The 19,216-nt window shown below is 61.5% G+C and carries 15 protein-coding genes and 1 other RNA gene; 8 read left to right on the top strand and 8 right to left on the bottom strand.

Translation table 11 applies throughout. The features are described from left to right. Positions 1-967: 967 nt before the first annotated feature. The 6 genes from GM415_RS02710 to GM415_RS02735 all read right to left on the bottom strand — a co-directional run bounded on the left by GM415_RS02710 (position 968) and on the right by GM415_RS02735 (position 9,739). The gene (locus GM415_RS02710; protein WP_158946293.1) at positions 968-2,653 is read right to left on the bottom strand and encodes a flagellar hook protein FlgE; all 1,686 of its coding nucleotides are present in this window, start codon (positions 2,651-2,653) and stop codon (positions 968-970) included. A gap of 66 nt (positions 2,654-2,719) precedes the next feature. Then, a complete protein-coding gene (locus tag GM415_RS02715) occupies positions 2,720-3,448 on the bottom strand; it encodes a flagellar hook assembly protein FlgD (RefSeq protein ID WP_158946294.1) in 729 nt (242 codons plus the stop codon). A gap of 12 nt (positions 3,449-3,460) precedes the next feature. Then, positions 3,461-5,185, bottom strand: coding sequence for a flagellar hook-length control protein FliK (locus GM415_RS02720; RefSeq protein ID WP_158946295.1), 1,725 nt, complete (start codon positions 5,183-5,185; stop codon positions 3,461-3,463). Between the two features lie 117 nt (positions 5,186-5,302). Next, positions 5,303-6,709, bottom strand: coding sequence for a glycosyltransferase family 9 protein (locus GM415_RS02725; RefSeq protein ID WP_242012325.1), 1,407 nt, complete (start codon positions 6,707-6,709; stop codon positions 5,303-5,305). A 3-nt stretch (positions 6,710-6,712) separates the two neighbouring features. Further along, the gene (locus GM415_RS02730) at positions 6,713-7,921 is read right to left on the bottom strand and encodes a CgeB family protein (protein WP_158946296.1); all 1,209 of its coding nucleotides are present in this window, start codon (positions 7,919-7,921) and stop codon (positions 6,713-6,715) included. Positions 7,922-8,044: 123 nt separating this feature from the next. Further along, positions 8,045-9,739, bottom strand: coding sequence for an FAD-dependent oxidoreductase (locus GM415_RS02735; protein WP_158946297.1), 1,695 nt, complete (start codon positions 9,737-9,739; stop codon positions 8,045-8,047). Positions 9,740-10,122: 383 nt separating this feature from the next. Between GM415_RS02735 and glmU the strand changes: the two genes are divergently transcribed. The 8 genes from glmU (at position 10,123) to tyrS (ending at position 17,455) form a co-directional block, all read left to right on the top strand. After that, the gene (glmU, locus tag GM415_RS02740) at positions 10,123-11,499 is read left to right on the top strand and encodes a bifunctional UDP-N-acetylglucosamine diphosphorylase/glucosamine-1-phosphate N-acetyltransferase GlmU (protein ID WP_158946299.1); all 1,377 of its coding nucleotides are present in this window, start codon (positions 10,123-10,125) and stop codon (positions 11,497-11,499) included. Positions 11,500-11,530: 31 nt separating this feature from the next. Next, entirely contained in the window at positions 11,531-11,707 is a 177-nt protein-coding gene (locus tag GM415_RS17950) for a hypothetical protein (protein WP_199244328.1), read from the top strand. Positions 11,708-11,719: 12 nt separating this feature from the next. Then, entirely contained in the window at positions 11,720-11,974 is a 255-nt protein-coding gene (locus GM415_RS02745; protein WP_158946300.1) for a cell division protein ZapA, read from the top strand. 43 nt (positions 11,975-12,017) lie between these two features. After that, positions 12,018-12,201, top strand: a non-coding RNA gene (ssrS, locus tag GM415_RS02750) — 6S RNA. A 336-nt stretch (positions 12,202-12,537) separates the two neighbouring features. Beyond that, positions 12,538-14,094, top strand: coding sequence for a ribonuclease Y (gene rny / locus GM415_RS02755; protein WP_158946301.1), 1,557 nt, complete (start codon positions 12,538-12,540; stop codon positions 14,092-14,094). 176 nt (positions 14,095-14,270) lie between these two features. Then, positions 14,271-15,185: a CheR family methyltransferase gene (locus tag GM415_RS02760; protein ID WP_242012326.1), complete on the top strand. Its 915-nt coding sequence runs from the start codon at positions 14,271-14,273 to the stop codon at positions 15,183-15,185. Positions 15,186-15,354: 169 nt separating this feature from the next. Beyond that, a complete protein-coding gene (locus GM415_RS02765) occupies positions 15,355-16,152 on the top strand; it encodes a TIGR00282 family metallophosphoesterase (protein WP_158946302.1) in 798 nt (265 codons plus the stop codon). A 22-nt stretch (positions 16,153-16,174) separates the two neighbouring features. Next, positions 16,175-17,455 carry a tyrosine--tRNA ligase gene (gene tyrS / locus GM415_RS02770; protein WP_158946304.1) on the top strand — a complete coding sequence of 427 codons (1,281 nt, stop codon included), beginning with the start codon at positions 16,175-16,177 and terminating at the stop codon, positions 17,453-17,455. 464 nt (positions 17,456-17,919) lie between these two features. Here tyrS and GM415_RS02775 read toward each other — a convergent pair whose 3' ends face one another. Both GM415_RS02775 and GM415_RS02780 read right to left on the bottom strand, forming a co-directional pair. Next, a complete protein-coding gene (locus tag GM415_RS02775; RefSeq protein WP_158946305.1) occupies positions 17,920-18,303 on the bottom strand; it encodes a PqqD family protein in 384 nt (127 codons plus the stop codon). Next, entirely contained in the window at positions 18,290-19,216 is a 927-nt protein-coding gene (locus GM415_RS02780) for a hypothetical protein (RefSeq protein WP_158946306.1), read from the bottom strand. The genes GM415_RS02775 and GM415_RS02780 overlap by 14 nt, the downstream gene beginning before the upstream one ends.

Here is a 19,216-nt window from a genome sequence, read left to right on the forward strand (position 1 = left end):
GTGTTGGGGCCGGCGGCCCCTCGCTTCCGGGTTCGTGCCTGTGGCGCAAAAAGAGCCGGTGTTGGAGCGTGCCGCTCCTCCCCCTCCGGGAATCGCGCTTGCAGCGCGAGAGAGCCGGGTTTGGGAGCTGCGCTCCCAAAAGCCCTCCATGCCCTCCCGGCGGGGTCCATTTCTTTTGCTGCGCCAAAAGAAATAGACGAAAGAAAAGGCGCTTGGAGTGGTATCCCCGCCCCGGAGCTCCCGGACAAGAATCTCATCCAACCCGGTCGGCTCCGGACTTCGTTGAGTGGCGCGCACTGCCAGTTTTATCGTGCGGAGGCCGTCCCGCTCCGTGCGGGTTCCGACAAAAGAGCCGCCGCCCGGCTTGGTGAGCTTCTAGGCCCGTGAGCAAGGGGCTCAGGGCGGACCTCCGAAGGGAAGTCGAAGAGCCGAATGGCTTCTTTCCTATTTGTACAGAGGGGCTAGCCCAACTTGGCGAACCAAGGGCAGTCACCCGTATTACGTAGTTGGGCGCTAACCCGATCGGTCGGACAAAGACCGCTTGCCCCATCCGGCAAGTTACCAATCACCCAGGCAGCGACCGGTCATCGAGCTCGGGGCTTAGAGCCGCTTGCACACGGCTGAAGAGCAGCCCGAAGCGCGCCTGCCCGCAGGCTTTCGCTTTTCGGGCAGCGAAAGCCGTGTTCGGCTCTTAGGCCAGAGATCGCGCTGCAGCACAAAAAAAGAGCGACTTTTGCTTACTTTTGGGCGCTCCGGTCCAAAAGTAAGTCGGCCCGAAAGGGCCGAAACCCTTCATCCATCAATCGCCGCCTAAGAGGCGGCTTCCTTATCTCTTCTCAGCACCTCAAAGCAGAACGGCCCGGCAATTTCTTGCCGGGCCGCCTGCTTTCGATGTCCCGCGCTGGTCAGACGCGGAACGCTTGGAGAAGGAGTCTTTCAGTATGGGTTACTTAAGACCTCTATTGACTTAACGCTTCATGGCGATAACTTCGCCGAGCATGGAGTCCGTTGTCGTGATGACCTTGGTGTTGGCCTGGAAACCGCGCTGTGTGGTGATCATGCGCACGAATTCCGTTGCCATATCCACGTTGGACATCTCCAGGGCGTTGCCGTCGATGGTGCCCTTGCCCGCGGACCCGGCCTGACCGGTCAATGCCGGTCCCGACTCGTTGGTCTGCGAGAAGAGGTTGCCGCCTTCCCGGCGCAGCCCGTGCTGGTTGGTGAACGTGGCAAGGGTGATTGCATAGAGTTCAAGCACCTGGCCGTTGGAATAGTTGCCGGACAGGATGCCGTCGCGGTTGACGGACACGTTCTGCAGGATGCCTGCGGAGTAGCCGTCCTGGCTCTGGAACAGGGTGGAAGAACCGCCGGTGTCGTAGGACTGGGTTGCCAGCGCGCTGACGGACGGCGACTTGAAGTTGGGCAGCCAGCCGGAGTTACTGATGTAGGACAACTGAGAGGCAGCGGCGGTGGTGGGCAGAGTGCCGAGAGCGGCGTCCCAACCCTTGGAGATGGCGCCGGAGCCATCACTGGACAGGTCCTTGTTGATCAGGCCGAAGTCAACCTGGATGGGCGAGGCGTTGACCGCCTCCGCCGTGCTGGCGTTGGACTTGCCCAGGAAGTTGGCGGTCATGACCGGGTAGCCGCTGGTGGAAAAGTCCGCCAGGGTCCAGTTATCCAGGTCCTTGACGCCGCCGTATGCGCCGCCGTTACTCTTGAGCGTATAGGCGGACATGCCGGAGAGCTGCCCCGAGGTGAAGGTCAGGGTGCCGATCATGAGCACGCCCGCCGCGCTGGTCAGTCCCTGGCCGATGCTGGTCGTGTTGCCGTTTGCTCCAGAGAGCATGCGGTGATCCGCTGTAGGATCGACGGTGGCCATGAATTCCCAGACCGTATCGCCGCCCGCGTTGCTCAAGGCGACCTGGTCGAAGTAGAAAGTCAGGTTGTGGGCGGTGCCGATGTCATCATAGACCTTCAGGGTGGTCGAATACCCGTACAGGGTGGAGGCCAGCGGAGTGTCGGCCGAGCCGTCCCAATTCTGGAACATGGCAAAGTACGGGTTGGTCGAGGACACCGAGTTATCCGGGGAGGACGGGTCCAGGTTGGTAACGATGGACACGCTGCTGGTCGCCTTGGGCGGCGACTGGAAATTCTCCAGGCGAATGTCGGTGGGCACACCGATGATGCGCGTGGAAGAGGCGGAGCTCGACGTGTTCGAGCTGGTGGTGGACACCGTGGTCGAGGACTGCTCCACTTCCCATCCCTGGAGCACGTAGCCGTGGGGATCGGTCAGGTAGCCGTCGCTGTCGAAACGGAAGTTGCCCGCCCTGGTGTAGAAGGTGTCCTCCTCACCCGCCGGTGAGACGATGAAAAATCCGTTGCCCGAAATGGCCATGTCCGTGGACTCGGTGGAGTTCTCGAAGGACCCCTGGCCGTAGTCGGAATAAATGGACGACACGCGCGCGCCGCGACCCACCTGGCCCACGCCGTTGACCGTGGCGTAGTCCTGGCTGAGCAGGTCCTCGAAGTACATGCGCGAACCCTTGAATCCGGTGGTGTTGACGTTGGCGAGGTTGTTGCCGATGACCGTCATTCTTTCGGAATGCACCGTCAGGCCGGTGATGCCCGAATACAATGATGCTCCTAAACCCATAATGACCTCCTGTATCTTCTCCAAGATCCCGGGCGTTTCCGCCCGGTGAAAATGCGCGGTTGGCGGTTACTGTTCTTCCGTGGTTTCCTCGGCTTCGACGACCTCGCTGCTGCCGGGGTCCACGACTTCCGTGATGTTCTCGAAACTCAGGAAACGACCGTCCTTGAGGCGCAGGTACTGGGTCCCGCTCTCGTTGACCACGGCATCGACCGTTCCCGAGACTTCGGTCTGGATCATGACGGCCTTGCCGTCCGCGTCCGTGCCGAGGATGCCGATGCCGTATTGACCGTCCGGCAGCGATTCCCCGGCCTCGTTCTTGCCGTCCCACTCGTACTGGTAGGAACCGGCTTCCTTGCTTCCCAACTCCACAGTGCGCACGATGGCCCCTTCGGAGTCGTAAATATTCATCATGATGGCCGAAACCGTCTCGCCCATACCGTAGTAGATGGAGGACACGTTGCCGTCATTGATGGAAATCTTGTAGCCCTCGGCCTTGACCTCCTTGCCGATGAAGCTGACCGCGGTGAGCATGTCGTCCTTGGTCATGGTATCGCCCAGGCTCTTGACGTTCTCATTGATGTTGGTGAGCTGCTCCAGGGAGGAGAACTCGGCCAACTGGGAGGTCATCTCCGTGTCTTCCATGGGGCTCAGGGGGTCCTGGTGGGTAAGTTGCGCCACCAGAATAGTCAGGAAATCGTCCTGATCCAGGCTGGTCTTGTGCTCTGGCGTGTTGGAGGCCGCGAGTCGCGACTCCTGCTGGCCGAGTATGCTTCCGGTGCTGTCAATGTAACCCATGATAGACCTCGCTTACGCGATGATGTGTAACCCTTGGTCGGCAACCATTGCCTGCCTGCCTACACTTTGCATGTCCTGGGCCAGAGCCGAGCCGTTTTCACGCATCTGCTGCATGTGCTTGCGCATGGCGACCATTGCCTCCCGCTCGCGGGACAGATTGTGCTCGTTCTGACCGAACCAGTCGTTATAGCTCTGATTGTTGGCCAGCCCGGTCTGGACATCCAGCTTGTCCACCTTGAGTCCCTGGGACTCCAGGGAATGGCGAATCATGTCGATATTGTCGGCGATGAGCCTGGCCGCATCGGCGTTCTCGGCCCGAATGGAGGCGGAGACTTCCTTGCCGTTGACCTGAAGCAGGATGTTCAGCTTGCCCAGGTCCTCGGGGGTCAGCTGCAGGGTGAGCTGCTTGCCGCCGTTGGCCATGTTTTTGATGACTGCATTTTCCACCTGGCGCATGACCTTGGGGGCGGAAATCTTTTCCATGGTCTTGGAGGCGTTCTTGGAAATCGAGTCGGTCAGTCCGGCCTTGAGCAGGGACTCGGTGTTCTCGGTCTTGCCGCCCAGCTTGTTGGCAGCCGCCTGCGACGAATCATCCCTCAGCTTGCCGAAAAAGTCGTTCCAGGTGTCGTCGGATTCCGAGGCATCCTGATCGGCCATGTCGGCCTGAGCCTGTTCGGGCATGGCCTTCTGCTCGGTCTTGCGGGCGTTATTGGCGGGCAGGGAGTCCTTGCGGTTATCCACGGCATCCTTCAGCTCTTCCTTGGGCTGTTCCCTGGGGGCGTCCTCGCCCACCCTGGGCTTGAGGTCCACGGCCTCGCCGATATCCTTGGCCGCCGTGGTCTCCTTGCTCTCGTCACCCATGGCCTTGACAAACGCCTTGCTCACGGAGCGAACCAGGTTGCGGTCCTTCTCATCCATGTCGGCCAATTCCTGGCGGATCAGGGTGAAAGCCTCCTTGATCTCCTTGGGCAGCACGTTCTGGCCGAGCGCCTCCTTGATCTTGGAGGTGAACTCCTTGGAAAAATTCATTGCCGCGGAAAAGGCTTCCACCTCGTCCTTGGTCAGCATCAGCTGCTTGCCGTCGGGCATGGCGTCCAGCTTCTTCTGCAGGGCAGCCATGACTTCCTTCTGGTTGCCGTTCTCAAGTTGCTTGATCAGCTTGGCGGACTCGTCGGAGGAGAAGCCGAACTTGGCGAAAAAGTTTTCGAGCTGGGCCACCTGATCGTCGCTCAGGGAAACCTTGCGCATCTCCTTCATCTTGTGGGCGAGGGTGGAGACGAACTCACCCCAGGTCATGCCGTCCTCGGAGTTAACCTTGTCCTCGATCTCGGAAATTTCCTCTTCGGAGAAGCCGTACTCCTTGAGATCGTCCCGAACCTCGTCCAGGTCCTCCTGGGTCATCTTCTCGTCCTTGCCGTGCTGCTCCTTGACCTTGGCGCTTTGCTCAGCGCTCTTGTGGACGGAATTATTGTCCTCGGTGTGGGTGGCCACGGAGGATGTCGAGGCGGTGGAGGAGGAAGTGCTTGCGGGTTCGGCGATAGTCTCGCTGACAACATCGAGCATCTTCTCGTCGGACGTAACCGGAGTGAGAGCCAGTTCGTTCTCGATCCGGGAGGAATGCTGATCAAACAGCTCGGAGAACAGCTGCTGCTGATCCTCCTTCTTGACCGATGAGTAGCTCACGGTCTTGATCTGCTCGTTCACCTTTTCCGCTGCGATGCCGGGAATATTTTGCATGGTTCACTCCTTCGTCCTCCTTTTCATCAAAAGGCGTGCCAAAGTGAAACAAGCAATATTCCGGCAAGTTAAACAGGAAAGAGGTGGGAAGAAAACGCCACTTCACCCCCCAAAGGGCTAGCGGCAGCAGGCAATAAGGGCTTCAAGATCGGCCATGGCCCTGACCCAGGAAGCGCGAGAATGGTCCCCATTTTCCAGGGCCATCTGCGCAAATCCGGTCAGGGGGCGAATGACCGTCGGGCTCCCAGACCAGAACGCGCCGTCACGGAGGCTTCCCGTCTTGAGGCCGTGGCTGAACTGGCGACCCATCTCCGGCAGGTGGGCGAGCAGGATGTCGGCGGCCTGCGGAGCATGTCGGGCCGCATCGGCCCAGGCGCGCGCGGGGCGATCCTCTCCCCAGAGGCCGAAGCGCGAGCCGAAGAACGCCTGCCAGAACCGGGCGAGCAGACGCTCCTCATCGGGATCGGTCCGGGCCACCCTCTCCAGGTGGTAAAGGCCGTCCCGCCTGCCTGTGACAAACAGGTCCAAGCCCGGCAACCGCAACCCGGCCAGCTTGGCGGACGCAGCCCCGGCCACCAACCGCGCGGCCAATGCGGCGATCCTGCGGGGTTCGAAGGCCTCGTGGCAATGCAATTTCGAACGCGAGCAGTGCCAGCATCCTCTGGCGCATTCCAGGTCAGACCGCAGGACGTAGTGTCCCTCCGGATAGGGACCGGTCTCCCACGGATTGACGTGCCCCATGGAGAGATTCAGGCACTTGAGCCCGGTCCAGGCGGCCAGGTGCATGGGCCCCGTGTCCGGGGTGATGAACAGGGAGAGGGTCTGGCCCACAGCCCCGAACTCCTCCAGCCCGAGCTTGCCGCAGAGGTTGAGCACAGGCACCCCGGCCCGCCGCTCGATATCCGCGCCCAGCTCCTTTTCGGCGGGTCCGCCGAAGAGCACGGGACGCAATCCCCGGTTCAACAGCTCGCGCAGGAGATCGGCCTGAAACGCCGCGTCCGGGCGCTTGGCCTCCTCACTAGCCCCGACGAACACGCCCACCTTGGCGTTGTCCGCGGGCATCGTGCGCGGCGGCTGGAACCGGGTGGCGGCCATGTCCGCATGGGGCACTACATCCAGGGCGTTGAGATCGGCCCAGTGGAAGCGGTTGTAGAGATTGTTGCCCACCAGCGAGGTCCGGTAGAGCTGCCAGTCACCATGCACGAAGCGGGAACCGTCAGGGGCCAGGACCGGGCCTATGACGCGGTCGGCCTCCAGTTCGTGCGCCAGGCGGGCCGCCCTGTCCCGGATGGAGAGATTGATCACCAGTTCGTAGCGTTGCCCTCGAAGAACGCCTGCCCCTGACCAGGGGAAGTAGGTCGCCGCGGGGGAGAGCTTCATGAGCGGTTTGTAGAAGTTCTCCTCTGCCGCCACATAGAGCGGGTGGCCGGGATAGCGCCGGGCGAGCCAGAGCAGGAGCGGATAGGAGAGGATGAGGTCCCCCATGCGCTGCATCTGAAGAATCAGGATCGGCTTTTTGGACACGGCTTACTCGAAGGTCCGGCGCATGGTCTCCACCAGCGCGGCCATGCGGTGGTCGTAGGTGTGCTCGGCCAGGACTCGTTTGCGGGCGGCCTCGGCCACGGCCCGCCGCCGCTCGGGGTCGTTCAGGTAGAGGTCCACGAGGCCGGGAATCTGGTCAGGATGCTCGTAGTAAACGATCTCCGAACCAGGCTCGAACAACTCCTCCATCTGGCGGCGATAATCGGTGAGCAGGAACGCGCCGCAGGTAGGCACGTCGAAGACCCGCTGATTCACCGCGCCCTTCATCTGCTGGCTGGTGCAGTTAAAATTGATCTCGCTCAGGGGATAGAAATCGGGCAGGTCGTCGTAATATGAGAGTTCGCCATGATAGCGCCACCCCTTGCGGTCCTTGAGCAGTTCTTTCCAGCCCGGATCGCCCACGATGAGCGGGTCGAAATCGAGAATGCGCAGGACGCAGTCCAGTCGGTACATGAGCGTGGACTGCCAGGTGAGGAAAGTCTCGAAAGCCTGCTTGCGCTCGGGGCCCAGCGCTTCGAACTCGTCGCGCAATTCGGGGAAATGGCGGATCAGGAAACGGCCCGAACAAGGCTCATCGGATTCCCCGAAGGCCTTGGCCACCATCAGCCCCGCCTCCACCAGCCGTTCCGAGGGGCGTGCCGCGGCGATGCGCTTCACCGTCTTGGTCAGCATGGAGTTGCCCACAAAGGAAATGGGCGCGCGCCACTCCTCCACCGGTTCGGTGCGGCGAGGCACCAGCCGGGTGGGGTCGGCTCCCAGAGGGAGATGAAAGACATTCCGGAAGCCCATCTCACGCAGGGAGTCGAGGTTGTCCGCGTCCCAGGAAAAAATGGCCGTGCGCGCGCCGTGCAGGTTGCTGTAGACCCCGAGGATCAGGTGGGGGTTGTCCACGAACCAGGAGGCCAAGGGCACGTCGAACTTGCGCAACAGCGAGGCCAGGACCCCCTCCCTGTCCACGCCAAGGTGATTGACCGTGAGCACGAAGTCCGGCTTGAACTGGGTCAGGGTGGAGACCATCCGGGAGACGAACGTATCCATGTCCATCTCCTTGGTGTCCAGATCCATGAGCAGATGCTCGATGCCCAGCCGCTCACAGGCGGCCTTGAGCTCGCCGATGAGAAAATACTGGCTGGTCAACAGCAGAATGCGGGGCAGCTTGCCCCGAAATTTTGGCCAGGCGGAAGATTCGTGCATTGCACCTCCCTATCGGCAGGAGCCCTTTTTGTCCATAGGGCTGGCCGAGATATGGCGGACGGAACAAAAAAAGACACCCGCACGGATGCGGGTGTCTCATATATTCTATAGTAGTGGCTCCGATCAGCGCTGGATGGCGAAGGGCCAGGCCATGATGCCGCCCTCCATGACCTTGACGTTGGTCCAGCCGTTAGCTTCCAGCACCCGCTGCGCTTCATAGCCGCGCATGGATATCTTGCAGAAGGTGATGATCTCGGCGTCCTTGTCCTGGGGCAGTTCGTCCAGGGCGTTACGCAGCTTGCCCAGGGGGATGAGCTTTTCGCCCACGCCGAGGCGCATCTCCTCGAACTCCGCCGGGGCGCGCACGTCCAGGATGAACGGCGTTTCGCCGGAATCAACCAGCTTCTTGACATCGGCGTTGCTGATGCCCGCCATGCGGCCGTCGATCTTGTTGCCGAGGATGTGCGCGGTGGTGATGAAGTGGTCGATGGCCAGGGAGAACGGCGGCGCGTAGGGAAGGTCGGCCACGCCGATGTCCCAGACCGTGTTGCCGTTCATGACCGCCATGGCCGCTTCCGCAACCTGCCGGTTGACCTCGCCGGGGCCCACGCACTGGAACCCGAGGATGCGCCCGGTCTTGGCGTCGGCGACCATCTTGGAGACCAGCAGCTTGGCGCCCATGAAACCGGGCTTGTCCATGCTGGCGTTGGTGGCGGTGACCACCTCGTAGCCTTCGTCGATGGCCCGCTTCTCGGACAGGCCGGTGGAGCCTGCGCTGAGATCGAAGACCTTGCAGATGCCGCTGTTGATGGTGCCGGGGAACACGGCCTTGTCGCCAAGGATCATGTTGTCGGCCACCACGCGGGCCTCCAGGTTGGCCAGGTCGCCGTAGGGGGCAAAGGCTTTCTTGCCGGTGATCCGGTTATTGATCTCCACGCAGTCGCCCGCAGCGTAGATGGAGGGATCGGAGGTGCGCATGTGCTCGTCAACCGCAACAGCGCCGGTCACGCCGATCTCGAGTCCGGCTTCCTTGGCCAGGGAGACGTTGGGGACCACGCCGATGGAGACCACGGCCACTTCGCACGGGATGATCGTGCCGTCCTTGAGCTTGACGCCCGTGAGCTTGCCGTTCTCGCCGACGAACTCGGACACGCCGTTCTCGGTGTGCACGGTGACGCCCTTGGAGCCCACGTGACGCTCCACCAGCTTGGCGATCTCCCAGTCAAGAAAGAGGAGCAGCTGGGGCAGCATCTCGACCACGTCGACCTTCATGCCGGAATCGGCCAGGGCCTCGCAGACCTCGATACCGATGAGGCCGCCGCCCACGATGACCGCGTTGTTCACCTGACCGGAGTCGCGCAGCTCGCGGAGCTTGTCCGCGTCCCGCATCTCGGACAGGCCACGCACGCCCTCCAGGTCGATGCCCGGAATGGGCGGACGGCGCGGAGTGGCGCCGGTGCACAGCACCAGCTTGTCGTAGGGCAGCGTGCCGGACTCGCCGGTGGCGCTGTTGGTGAAGGCCACGGTCTTGTTGTCGCGGTCGATGGCCGTGACTTCCGTGTTCACGCGGGCCTTGACGCCCTTGGCCGCAGCAAAAAAGGCCTCGTCGCGGACCACGCCGGTGGGGGTGGCCAGCAGTGCGCTGCGCTCGTCGAAGTTGCCGCCGATGTAGTAGGGATAGCCGCAGGAGGCCATGGACAGCTCGGGGGCCTTCTGCAGCAGGGTCACGTCCGCGCTTTCGTCAAGCCGTTTGGCGCGGGCCGCGGCCTTGGGACCGGCGGCGGACCCGCCGACGACGATGATTTTCTGTTCGCTCATGTGAAATCTCCTATGTTCGATTCGCTGCCTTGCAGCGATTGCAATACATGCCCGGATGGGCATCGGATGAGTCCTTGCCAGGCCGTCTCCCCAAAGGGACGGCGGACGCGTCTTGCGGAACTCTGCTGCGAATAAGGCCGCATGGCTTTTGTAGCCAGCCATGGCCGATTGTCTCCGCCGGACGCAACTAGGGTCTACTCAATCCGCCATGCGATAACATTGATTGAGATCAACGGGTTGATTTTTTTTGCGGTCCTCCACCGCGCCGCGCCATCCGGGCCATTTCTTTTCAGGATCACGTCTTGTCCTTTGCACGCCAAACGGGTAATTTCCCCCGAACTCGGCACGCGCCCTCCAGAATAGAAACCGCAACGGGAGAGAACATGTCAAACCCATCCGTCACCGCCGTCATCCTCGCCGCCGGCAAGGGCACCCGAATGCACTCGGACAAGCCCAAGGTTCTGCAGACGCTCCTCAACGAGCCCATGCTCCACTATGTCTACGCCGCCCTTAAGCCGGTCCTGGACACGGCCCTGACCGTGGTGGGACACGGCGCGGAGATGGTCGAAGCGGCCTTCCCCGACAAAAAAGACGGCTTCGTGGTCCAGGCCGAACAATTGGGCACGGGCCACGCCCTCCAGGTGGCCTGGGACGCGGTCAAGGCCAGCGGCGCCGAGTACTGCATGGTTATCAACGGCGACACCCCGCTGGTGACGAGCGAGGCGCTCTCCCGGCTGGCGGACGTGGCGGGCTGTTGCGACCTGGCTTTCCTGACGATCACGCCCAAGGACCCGGCCTCGTTCGGGCGGGTGGTCCGGGACGAAGACCGGAGAATAACCGCCATCGTCGAGGCCAAGGACTACGACATCAACGAACACGGACCTGTCACCGGCGAGGTCAACGCAGGTCTGTACCTGCTCAGGGTTGCGACCATCGAGCCGTTGCTCGACGAATTGCGCAACGAGAACGCCAGCGGCGAATACTACGTCACCGACCTGGTCGGCCTGGCCGTGTCGCGCGGCTTGCGCGTGGACGGCGTGCAGTGCGGCGACGACCTGAGCCTCATGGGCATCAACTCCCCCAGGGAGCTGGCGGCTGCGGAAAGCGCCCTGCGGCGAGGCATCGTGTACGACCTCCTTGATAAGGGAGTGCTCATCCACAACCCGGAGACCGTGATCATCGGCCCCGAGGTGAACGTGGAGCCGGGCGCGGAAATTTTCGGTCACTGCGAGATCTACGGGCGATCCACGGTAAAGCGCGGCGCGCGACTGGGCTCGTACACCTACATCACCGACGGCGTATTCGAGCCGGGCTGCGACGTCAGGCAGTTCTGCCACATCGAGGGCGCGCACGTGGGCCCCGGCGCCTGGGTGGGCCCCTACGCCAGGCTCCGTCCCGGCGCGGTGCTCAAGGAAGGAGCCCGGGTGGGCAACTTCGTGGAGATGAAGAAGGCGGTCCTGGGCGAAGGCTCCAAGGCGAGCCACCTGACGTATCTGGGCGATACCGAGGTGGGAGCCGGGGCCAATATCGGCGCGGGCACCATCACCTGCAACTACGACGGCAAGAACAAGTTCAAGACCGTTATCGGCGACGGCGCGTTCATCGGTTCCAACACGGCCCTGGTGGCCCCGGTCACCGTGGGCAGGAACGCCCTGGTCGGAGCGGGCTCCACCATCACCAAGGATGTCCCCGATGAAGGTGCTGGAATAGCCCGGGGCAAGCAGGTAAACATCAAGAGGCGATTGAAAAAATCAGATTGATTTTTCATGGAAGCGAGGATAGATAAGAAGTATGGAAATTGTTGAGAGACTTGAAGAAAAGTTTAACGGCTTATTAAATAAAATCAGTGAGTTGAGGGAAGAAAACCAGCGCTTGAAGGAACAGGTCGAAACCGAAAGGCAGACACGGCGCGACATCGAATCCCGCATCGATACACTTTTGGAGAAAATCCAAGACGAGCTGGAATAACGGCGATATACGATGCCACGCTATACCCTGAATCTTTTTGGGCTCGAAATATCCTTCAAGACGGACGCGGAAAACGACCGCATCGAGGCTGCGCAGGAGTACCTGGAAAAGAAGTACGGCGAACTGACCGTAGCGGCAGGCGACCTGAGCAAGGAGAAGGTACTGACCTTCATGCTCCTGAGCCTGGCCGACGACTACCTGGTCAATCGGTCGCGGCTTGCGCAGTTGGAAGAGAGGATCGGAGAGATTTTGGAAAAGGCCGAGTAGTCCCAAGCCGATGATAGGAACGGACGAAAGGCTGGCAAAGAATTTACCCCTGGGACGTTAGTGATCGCCTGGAGTGTTATTGAGCCAATACTCCCTAAAAGGGCGACGACTCCAGCGTGCTGGTGTGCAGGCCCGGCTTGGCCGGGAAGCCTGAAGGTGCGCGAGACATGCCCACCTGGACATACCAGGTTCAAAACAAACTGGCGACACGGCCTCCCGGGGACTTTTCCCGACCGGGCGCAAGCCCGGCGGGATGATATAATCCACATTCAGCCTTCCATTCTCCTCCCGACACCTGCCCTTTCAGGCCCTTCATGGGCGATGGGCTTTTTCCAATAATCCCGCTGGACTGCGGCCGCGAGGCCAAATGTTGATCCAGAGGCGTCGCCTTGTGCGGCGCTCCAGACCCCGCCAGGCCCCAGCCGCGCGGCGGTTTAGGCGCAGGTAAAACCCGCGCTGTCCGGATTGGCGACAACACCGCGGAAGGCTCCGGTCATCCGCCACAGTAAAGGGCGAAAACAGGCCGCCCAAAGCCTGTCAACACTATATATAAGGAGAACCCCATGTTAACCGAAATCGCCATGATCGGCGCTGGAGCGGTTGCCGGCCTCGGAGCCGGGTTCATGCTCCATCGATACATATCCGAAAAACAGATTTCTGATTCGCGGGGCTTGGCCGAACGCATCGTCGAGGAGGCCAGGAAGGAAAGTGAAGCCCTGAAAAAGGAGGCTCGCCTCCAGGCCCAGGACGAAATCTACAACCAGAAGAAGGAGCTGGAACGGGAATCCAAAGACCGGGAAAACCAGCTCAAGAGCGAACAGAAACGCCTCCACTCCAAGGAAGAGAGGCTCGACGCCAAGCGGGAACAAGTTGCGGACAAGGAAGCCCAGGTCGTCGAACTGGAAAAACAGCTCATCAAACAAGAAAAGCACCTCGCCGACCTCGAAGAGGAACTGGACCAGAAGGCCGGTGAGCACGAACGCAAATTGCAGGAAATCTCCGGGCTGACCGTGGAGGAAGCCAAGGAAAACCTGATGACCGAAATCGAATCCCGCACCCGCCACGAAGCCGCCAAGATGATTCGCAACATCGAGATGGAGGCCAAGGAAAACGCCAGCAAGAAGGCCAAGGAGATTCTTTCCCTGGCCCTGCAGCGCTACGCGGGCGACTATGCGGGCGAACAGACCGTCACCGCCGTGACCCTGCCCTCCGAGGACATGAAGGGCCGGATCATCGGCCGCGAGGGCCGGAACATCCGCGCCCTGGAAGCGGCCACCGGCGTGGACCTGATCATCGACGATACCCCGGAGACCGTTGTTCTCTCCGCCTTCTCTCCCCTCAAGCGAGAGGTGGCCAAGCTGGCCCTGGAGCGGCTCATCCATGACGGGCGCATCCATCCCGCCCGCATCGAGGAGATCGTCAAGAAGGTCGAGGGCGAGATGGACACCAAGCTCAAGGAGATAGGCGAGCAGGCCACCTTCGACGTGGGCGTGCATGGCATCCACCCCGAGCTGGTCAACCTGCTGGGCCGCCTGCACTACCGGACCTCCTTCTCCCAGAATGTGCTCCAGCACTCCATGGAAGTCGCCTTCCTGTGCGGCGTCATGGCCGCCGAGCTCGGCCTCAACGAGAAGGAAGCCAAACGCGCGGGCCTGCTTCACGACCTGGGCAAGGCCGTGGACCACGAGATCGAAGGCCCTCACGCCATCATCGGCGCGGACATCGCCAAGAAACACGGCGAATCCAAGGAAATCATCCACGCCATCGCCGCGCACCATGAGGATACTCCGCCCATGTCCATCCTGGCCAACCTGGTCCAGGCTGCGGACTCCCTGTCCGGCGCCCGCCCCGGCGCGCGCAAGGAGCTGCTGGAAAACTACGTCAAGCGCCTTGAAGAGCTGGAAGGCCTGGCCACCAGCTTCGACGGCGTGTCCAAGGCCTACGCCATTCAGGCCGGGCGCGAAATCCGCGTCATGGTCGATTCGGACAAGGTCGGCGACGAGAACACCTATGTCCTGTGCAAGGACATAGCGGAAAAAATAGAAAACAACATGACGTATCCCGGACAGATACGGGTCACCGTCATCCGCGAAAAGCGGGCGGTCGGCTACGCCAAATAATGACACTACGGGGGCCCGGTTCGCATCTGCGGAGCGGGCCCCTTTTCCGTCCCCCCCCTCGCGTTCGGGAGGACACAAGTCGCGAAAGATTATCATGGCGTAAAATGTCCGCCATGACATAAAGTGGCATCGCTAGACGGTTTCGCATTCCGCCCGGCAAGGCCACAGGAAAGGCGATGAACAGGAAACATCTTTTCAACGACAAAAAGGCCGCCCCCATGGACAAGGACGACTTGAACAAATCCATGAAGAATACCATGCACATCTTCCGGGCGGAGATGGGCGATGACGAATTCAGCCGTTTTGCACAGTTGATCCAGAGCGAGTTCGGCATCAAGATGCCGCCCACCAAGAAGACTCTGCTCCAGTCCCGTTTCCAGAAGAGGCTCCGCGCCCTTGGCATGCAGTCATACAAGGAATACTGCGACTACGTTTTTTCCGAGAAGGGACGGGAGATGGAACGCTCCCACCTCATCGACGTGGTGACCACCAACACCACCCACTTCTTCCGCGAACCCAAGCACTGGGATATTCTGGACCGTCTCGTCATGCCGGACATCTGGCGGCGCGGCATCGGACGCAGCAAGCCGCTTCAGATGTGGAGCGCGGGATGCTCCAGCGGCGAGGAGCCCTATACTCTGGCCATGATCCTCTCGGAATACCAGGCCACCCACAACGGCTTCGACTACACCATCCTGGCCACCGACATCTCCAACGAAATCCTCCAGAAGGCGGAACGGGCCATCTATCCCCTGGAAAAGGCCGACGACATCCCCATGGAGCTGAAAAAGAAATACCTGCTCAAGTCCAAGAAAAAGCCGCTGATCAAGATCGACGACTGCCTGCGCAAAAAGGTCCGCTTTCAGCGCCTCAACTTCATGGACAACTTCAAGCTCCAGGAGCAGCAGGACATCATCTTCTGCCGCAACGTGGTCATCTATTTCGACCGCGACACGCAGGTGGTTCTGTTCAACAAGTTCTGCAACAATCTCCGGCAGGGCGGCTACCTGTTCATCGGCCACTCCGAATCCCTGTCCGGCATGCAGCTTCCCATTCGGCAGGTGGCCCCCACGGTCTTTCAGCGGATTTAGAACAAGTTCGCTGCCGTAAGCCAGGGTGACGTCTCAACCGGGAAAGGGATCGCAGCCGCACTTATGGCGACGCGCCCTAAAACCCGCTCTAGCCGGTTGACCTCCCGCCGCCGTATGATTATGCCATCCCTGACGTGAATCAACTCTCTCCTCAAGGACATAATCCGTCATGCGAGTACTCTATCTCGGCGACATCGTGGGCCGCCCCGGTATGCAGGCCATCAAGTCCGATCTGCACCGCATTCGCAAGGAACAGGAACTGGACCTCGTCTTCGCCAATGGCGAAAACGCCAACGGCGGCTACGGCATCACGGCGAAACAGGCCCGCGACCTGCTCAATTGGGGCGTGGACGGCATCTCCGGCGGCAACCACATCTGGCGGGTCAAGGACCTCTATTCCATGCTGGAGACAGACGGACGGGTGCTCAGGCCGCACAACTACGCCGACCACCTGCCCGGCACCGGCGTGCGCATCTTCCGCAAGAAGGGGCTGCCCCCCATTGCCCTGATCAATCTCATCGGGCGCACTTTCATGCCGCCCATCGACTGCCCCTTCGCCGCAGTGGAGACCGCCCTGGACGAGCTCTCCGCGGATATCCCGGTGATCATCGTGGACTTCCACGCCGAAGCCACTGGCGAGAAGATCGCCATGGGCTATTTCCTCGAAGGCAAGGTCTCGGCCATGGTCGGCACCCACACCCACGTGCAGACCAACGACGCCAAGCTGCTGTCCGGCGGCACCGCCTATATCACCGACCTCGGCATGTGCGGGGCCAAGGATTCCTGCCTCGGCATGAAGCCGGAAATCATCCTGGATCGCTACCTGACCGGCCTCCCCCGACAGCTGGAGGCCGCACCCGGCCCCGGGGTTTTACAAGGCGCGATTTTTAACATAGAGGATACCACCGGACGGGCGACTTCCATCGCCGCGTTCCAGCAGGACAAGATGCCGCAGAAACGCGGCTGATCACAGGGAATACGAGGACTCAATGAATATCTACGACGACTTGAAGTGGCGCGGGCTGATCAACCAGGTTTCCGACGAGGACAAGGTGCGCGAGTACCTCTCCACCCCCGGCGCAAGCATGTATTGCGGCTTCGACCCCACCGCCGAATCCCTGCACGTGGGCAACCTGGTGCCCCTGCTCTGCCTCGTGCGCATGAAGCGCGCCGGACATCACCCCCTCTATCTCATGGGCGGCGCAACCGGACGCATCGGCGATCCCTCGGGCAAGGACAAGGAACGCGAGCTGGCCGACACCGAACTCATGGACACGCGCCTGGAGAAGATCAAGGCCCAGGTCCGCCGCTTCGTGGAGCGCAACACAGGCGAACGCCCGGATATCGTCAACAACTACGACTGGACCAAGGACATGACCGCCATCGAGCTGCTGCGCGACGTGGGCAAGTTCTTCACGGTCAACTGGATGCTCCAGAAGGAGTCCGTCAAGGGCCGCATCGGCCGTGACGAGGTGGGTATTTCCTACACGGAATTCTCCTACATGATCCTCCAGAGCTACGATTTCTACCATCTCTACAAGAACCGGAACTGCAAACTCCAGATTGGCGGCGGCGACCAATGGGGCAATATCACCGCCGGTTGCGAATTCATCCGCCGCCGCGAGGCCCACGACGGAGAGCAAGGCGAGGCCTTTGCCCTGACCTTCCCGCTCATCACCACGGCCTCGGGCAAGAAGTTCGGCAAGTCCGAAAAGGGCGCCATCTACCTCAACGCCGAGGTCACCGCGCCCTACGCCTTCTACCAGTTCTTCATCAACACCGATGATCGCGACGTGATCAAGTTCCTCAAGCTCTTCACCTTCCTCGACAAGGCCGAAATCGAGGCCCTGGAAAAGGAAATGGAAGAGGCCCCGCATCTCCGGTCCGCCCAGAAACGGCTGGCCGAAGAGGTGACCCGTATGATCCACGGCCAGCCCGAGCTGGACCGCGTCCTGTTGGCCACCGAGGCCCTGTTCGGCAAGGGTGACATCCGAGGCGTGGACCCCGCCACCCTGCGTGCGGCCCTGGAATCCGCCCCCACCTTCCGCTACGCACCCGGCGACGTGCCCGACCTGCCCCAGATGCTGCTCGACCTGAACCTGGTCAAATCCAAGGGACAGGCCCGCAAGGACATCAAGGGCGGCGGCCTCTACATCAACGGCGAACGCGTGGAGGATGGCCAGGAAATCCAGGATACCGACTTCATCGGCGGCGAACTGCTGGTTATCCGCAAAGGCAAGAAGAACTACGGCCTGATCACCAAAGGCTGATCACACGCAAGCCGCTCCAAAGACCTTCCAGAGGCATCCCGTCAACGCGGGGTGCCTCTTTTTTTGTGCATGCCGCGTTCTTCCGGATCAGGGAGAACCTCCGGCGCCCTACCGGGGGTCGCCTCGCCGGCGGGCGTCTCCGACGGCTTAAGAACCCTTTAGGAAAAGGGTTCTTAAGCATCTCCTAAACCTTTCAGGTTCGCTTCGCTCAGAGCCGTGCGTAGCCATGTCCGTGCCATATTTACGGGGACAGAATGTTCGCTCGGCCCCGCCGTGCCGGATCGCGAGGGTTGTTTTTTACAACTTGTCGATAACCTTATGATTCCTTTCCAAGCAGAACAATGCATGAGATCAGAAAGCACCAAAGGATATCTCTAAAGAGGGCTCAACAAACTACCCCGATCTCGCCGAAGGCGGGCCAAAGAGTTTAGGAGGGGAGATGGGGTTGGGGGAGCCAGGGGGCATCACCGCAATCCGATAATACCGCGTTGGCCCAGGGTTTTGAGGAAAGCGGTGACGCTGAGTTCGGCTTCTCGGGGCTGGACTTCGTATTCCTCGACAAGGGCTTGGGCGATGGCGCGGACGGATCGCCTGCCGTCGATGCGTTGCCAGACGAAGGAGCCCATTTCGTCGAGTTCGAGTTGCTTGATCATGGGTCGTCCGTCCCAGAGGCCGACCTTATCCGCGAGCCTGCCGAACCACGGTTTGACCGCGAGGGGGTAGGCGAGCCGAATCAGGCCGCCGTCCAGGGGCGTCTCCTCCACCTCGGTGTTGCGTACCGGCACCATGCCCAGGGCCTCGGCCCGGGAGACGGTGGGTTGTGGGGAACGTTTCTCAAACCAGGACATAGGACTCGCACACGGTGTTGAAGGTTTCCTCGATCAGGGGAACGCTGCCGGAGGCGCGGACCGCGAGGATGGCGTTGCCCGCACCCGTGGTCCAGACGCGTCCCTGGCAGTGGACGCGGCGGCGCAGGGCGGCGCGGAGAAAGGAGTCCTTGGCGAATCCGGTCCAACGGACGGCTTCCCGACTTTCCTTGTGCCCGGCCTGCATGGGCAGGGATTCGGGCGGCGGGTCCTCCAGGGTATCGCGCACCCAGGTCTCAAGGGTCGTCCCTCTGAGCAGCACGCCTGCAGGCGCGAAGCGCTCGAAGACAAGAGAGGTTCCCGGTCCCTTTCCCATGGGCGCCCGGCCCGCGTTGCGGCCGGAACGGGGCCGCCAGTATTTCACGGCGTAGTGCCCGGGCCGAAAGGAGAAGGTGTTCAAAAGAAAGTCCGCGGGCACCCTCGCGGCCAGGCCGAACAGAGACCAGGGGACGGTCTTTCCGGCTGAGACGTCGCGGAAGGAGGCGAGGACCTCGGCGGCCAGGGCGTCTTCGCTCTCGGCACGAAGAAAAAACTGGATAAGCGCGGCCAAGCCCGTGCCCGGATTATGCAGGGCGGCCCCGATGCCCTGGTCGACCTCGGTGCGCCAGAGAAAGGAGTGGGCCGAGAGTCCGGAACCGGCCAGCCGGGCGAGGCTTTCGCGCCATGGTCCCGGCGTGTCGGCAGATTCCAGGGGGCGCATGTCCACGCCCTTGTGTCCCTTTTGCAGCCGTTTGAGGTGCTTTTCAAAAGAAAAGGTTCCCTGCACGTTCCGCCACTTGAGCTCGCACCGGGGGCGTCCCTGTTCCTCCAGCAGAAAGCCGTCACGCTCCAGGGCCGAAACCTCCCAGTCGTCGGGCGCGGACAGCCCCACGCCGTTCCAGCGGTACTCGATCAT

This window comes from Pseudodesulfovibrio cashew, assembly GCF_009762795.1.
In the GTDB taxonomy this organism is placed as follows: domain Bacteria; phylum Desulfobacterota; class Desulfovibrionia; order Desulfovibrionales; family Desulfovibrionaceae; genus Pseudodesulfovibrio; species Pseudodesulfovibrio cashew.

Bases quoted from the DNA above. Each gene is read 5' to 3' on its own strand.
- GM415_RS02710 (WP_158946293.1), bottom strand. From the start codon at position 2,653: ATGGGTTTAGGAGCATCATTGTATTCGGGCATCACCGGCCTGACGGTG.
- GM415_RS02715 (WP_158946294.1), bottom strand. From the start codon at position 3,448: ATGGGTTACATTGACAGCACCGGAAGCATACTCGGCCAGCAGGAGTCG.
- GM415_RS02720 (WP_158946295.1), bottom strand. From the start codon at position 5,185: ATGCAAAATATTCCCGGCATCGCAGCGGAAAAGGTGAACGAGCAGATC.
- GM415_RS02730 (WP_158946296.1), bottom strand. From the start codon at position 7,921: ATGCACGAATCTTCCGCCTGGCCAAAATTTCGGGGCAAGCTGCCCCGC.
- GM415_RS02735 (WP_158946297.1), bottom strand. From the start codon at position 9,739: ATGAGCGAACAGAAAATCATCGTCGTCGGCGGGTCCGCCGCCGGTCCC.
- glmU (WP_158946299.1), top strand. From the start codon at position 10,123: ATGTCAAACCCATCCGTCACCGCCGTCATCCTCGCCGCCGGCAAGGGC.
- GM415_RS17950 (WP_199244328.1), top strand. From the start codon at position 11,531: ATGGAAATTGTTGAGAGACTTGAAGAAAAGTTTAACGGCTTATTAAAT.
- GM415_RS02745 (WP_158946300.1), top strand. From the start codon at position 11,720: ATGCCACGCTATACCCTGAATCTTTTTGGGCTCGAAATATCCTTCAAG.
- rny (WP_158946301.1), top strand. From the start codon at position 12,538: ATGTTAACCGAAATCGCCATGATCGGCGCTGGAGCGGTTGCCGGCCTC.
- GM415_RS02760 (WP_242012326.1), top strand. From the start codon at position 14,271: ATGAACAGGAAACATCTTTTCAACGACAAAAAGGCCGCCCCCATGGAC.
- GM415_RS02765 (WP_158946302.1), top strand. From the start codon at position 15,355: ATGCGAGTACTCTATCTCGGCGACATCGTGGGCCGCCCCGGTATGCAG.
- tyrS (WP_158946304.1), top strand. From the start codon at position 16,175: ATGAATATCTACGACGACTTGAAGTGGCGCGGGCTGATCAACCAGGTT.
- GM415_RS02775 (WP_158946305.1), bottom strand. From the start codon at position 18,303: ATGTCCTGGTTTGAGAAACGTTCCCCACAACCCACCGTCTCCCGGGCC.
- GM415_RS02780 (WP_158946306.1), bottom strand. From the start codon at position 19,216: ATGATCGAGTACCGCTGGAACGGCGTGGGGCTGTCCGCGCCCGACGAC.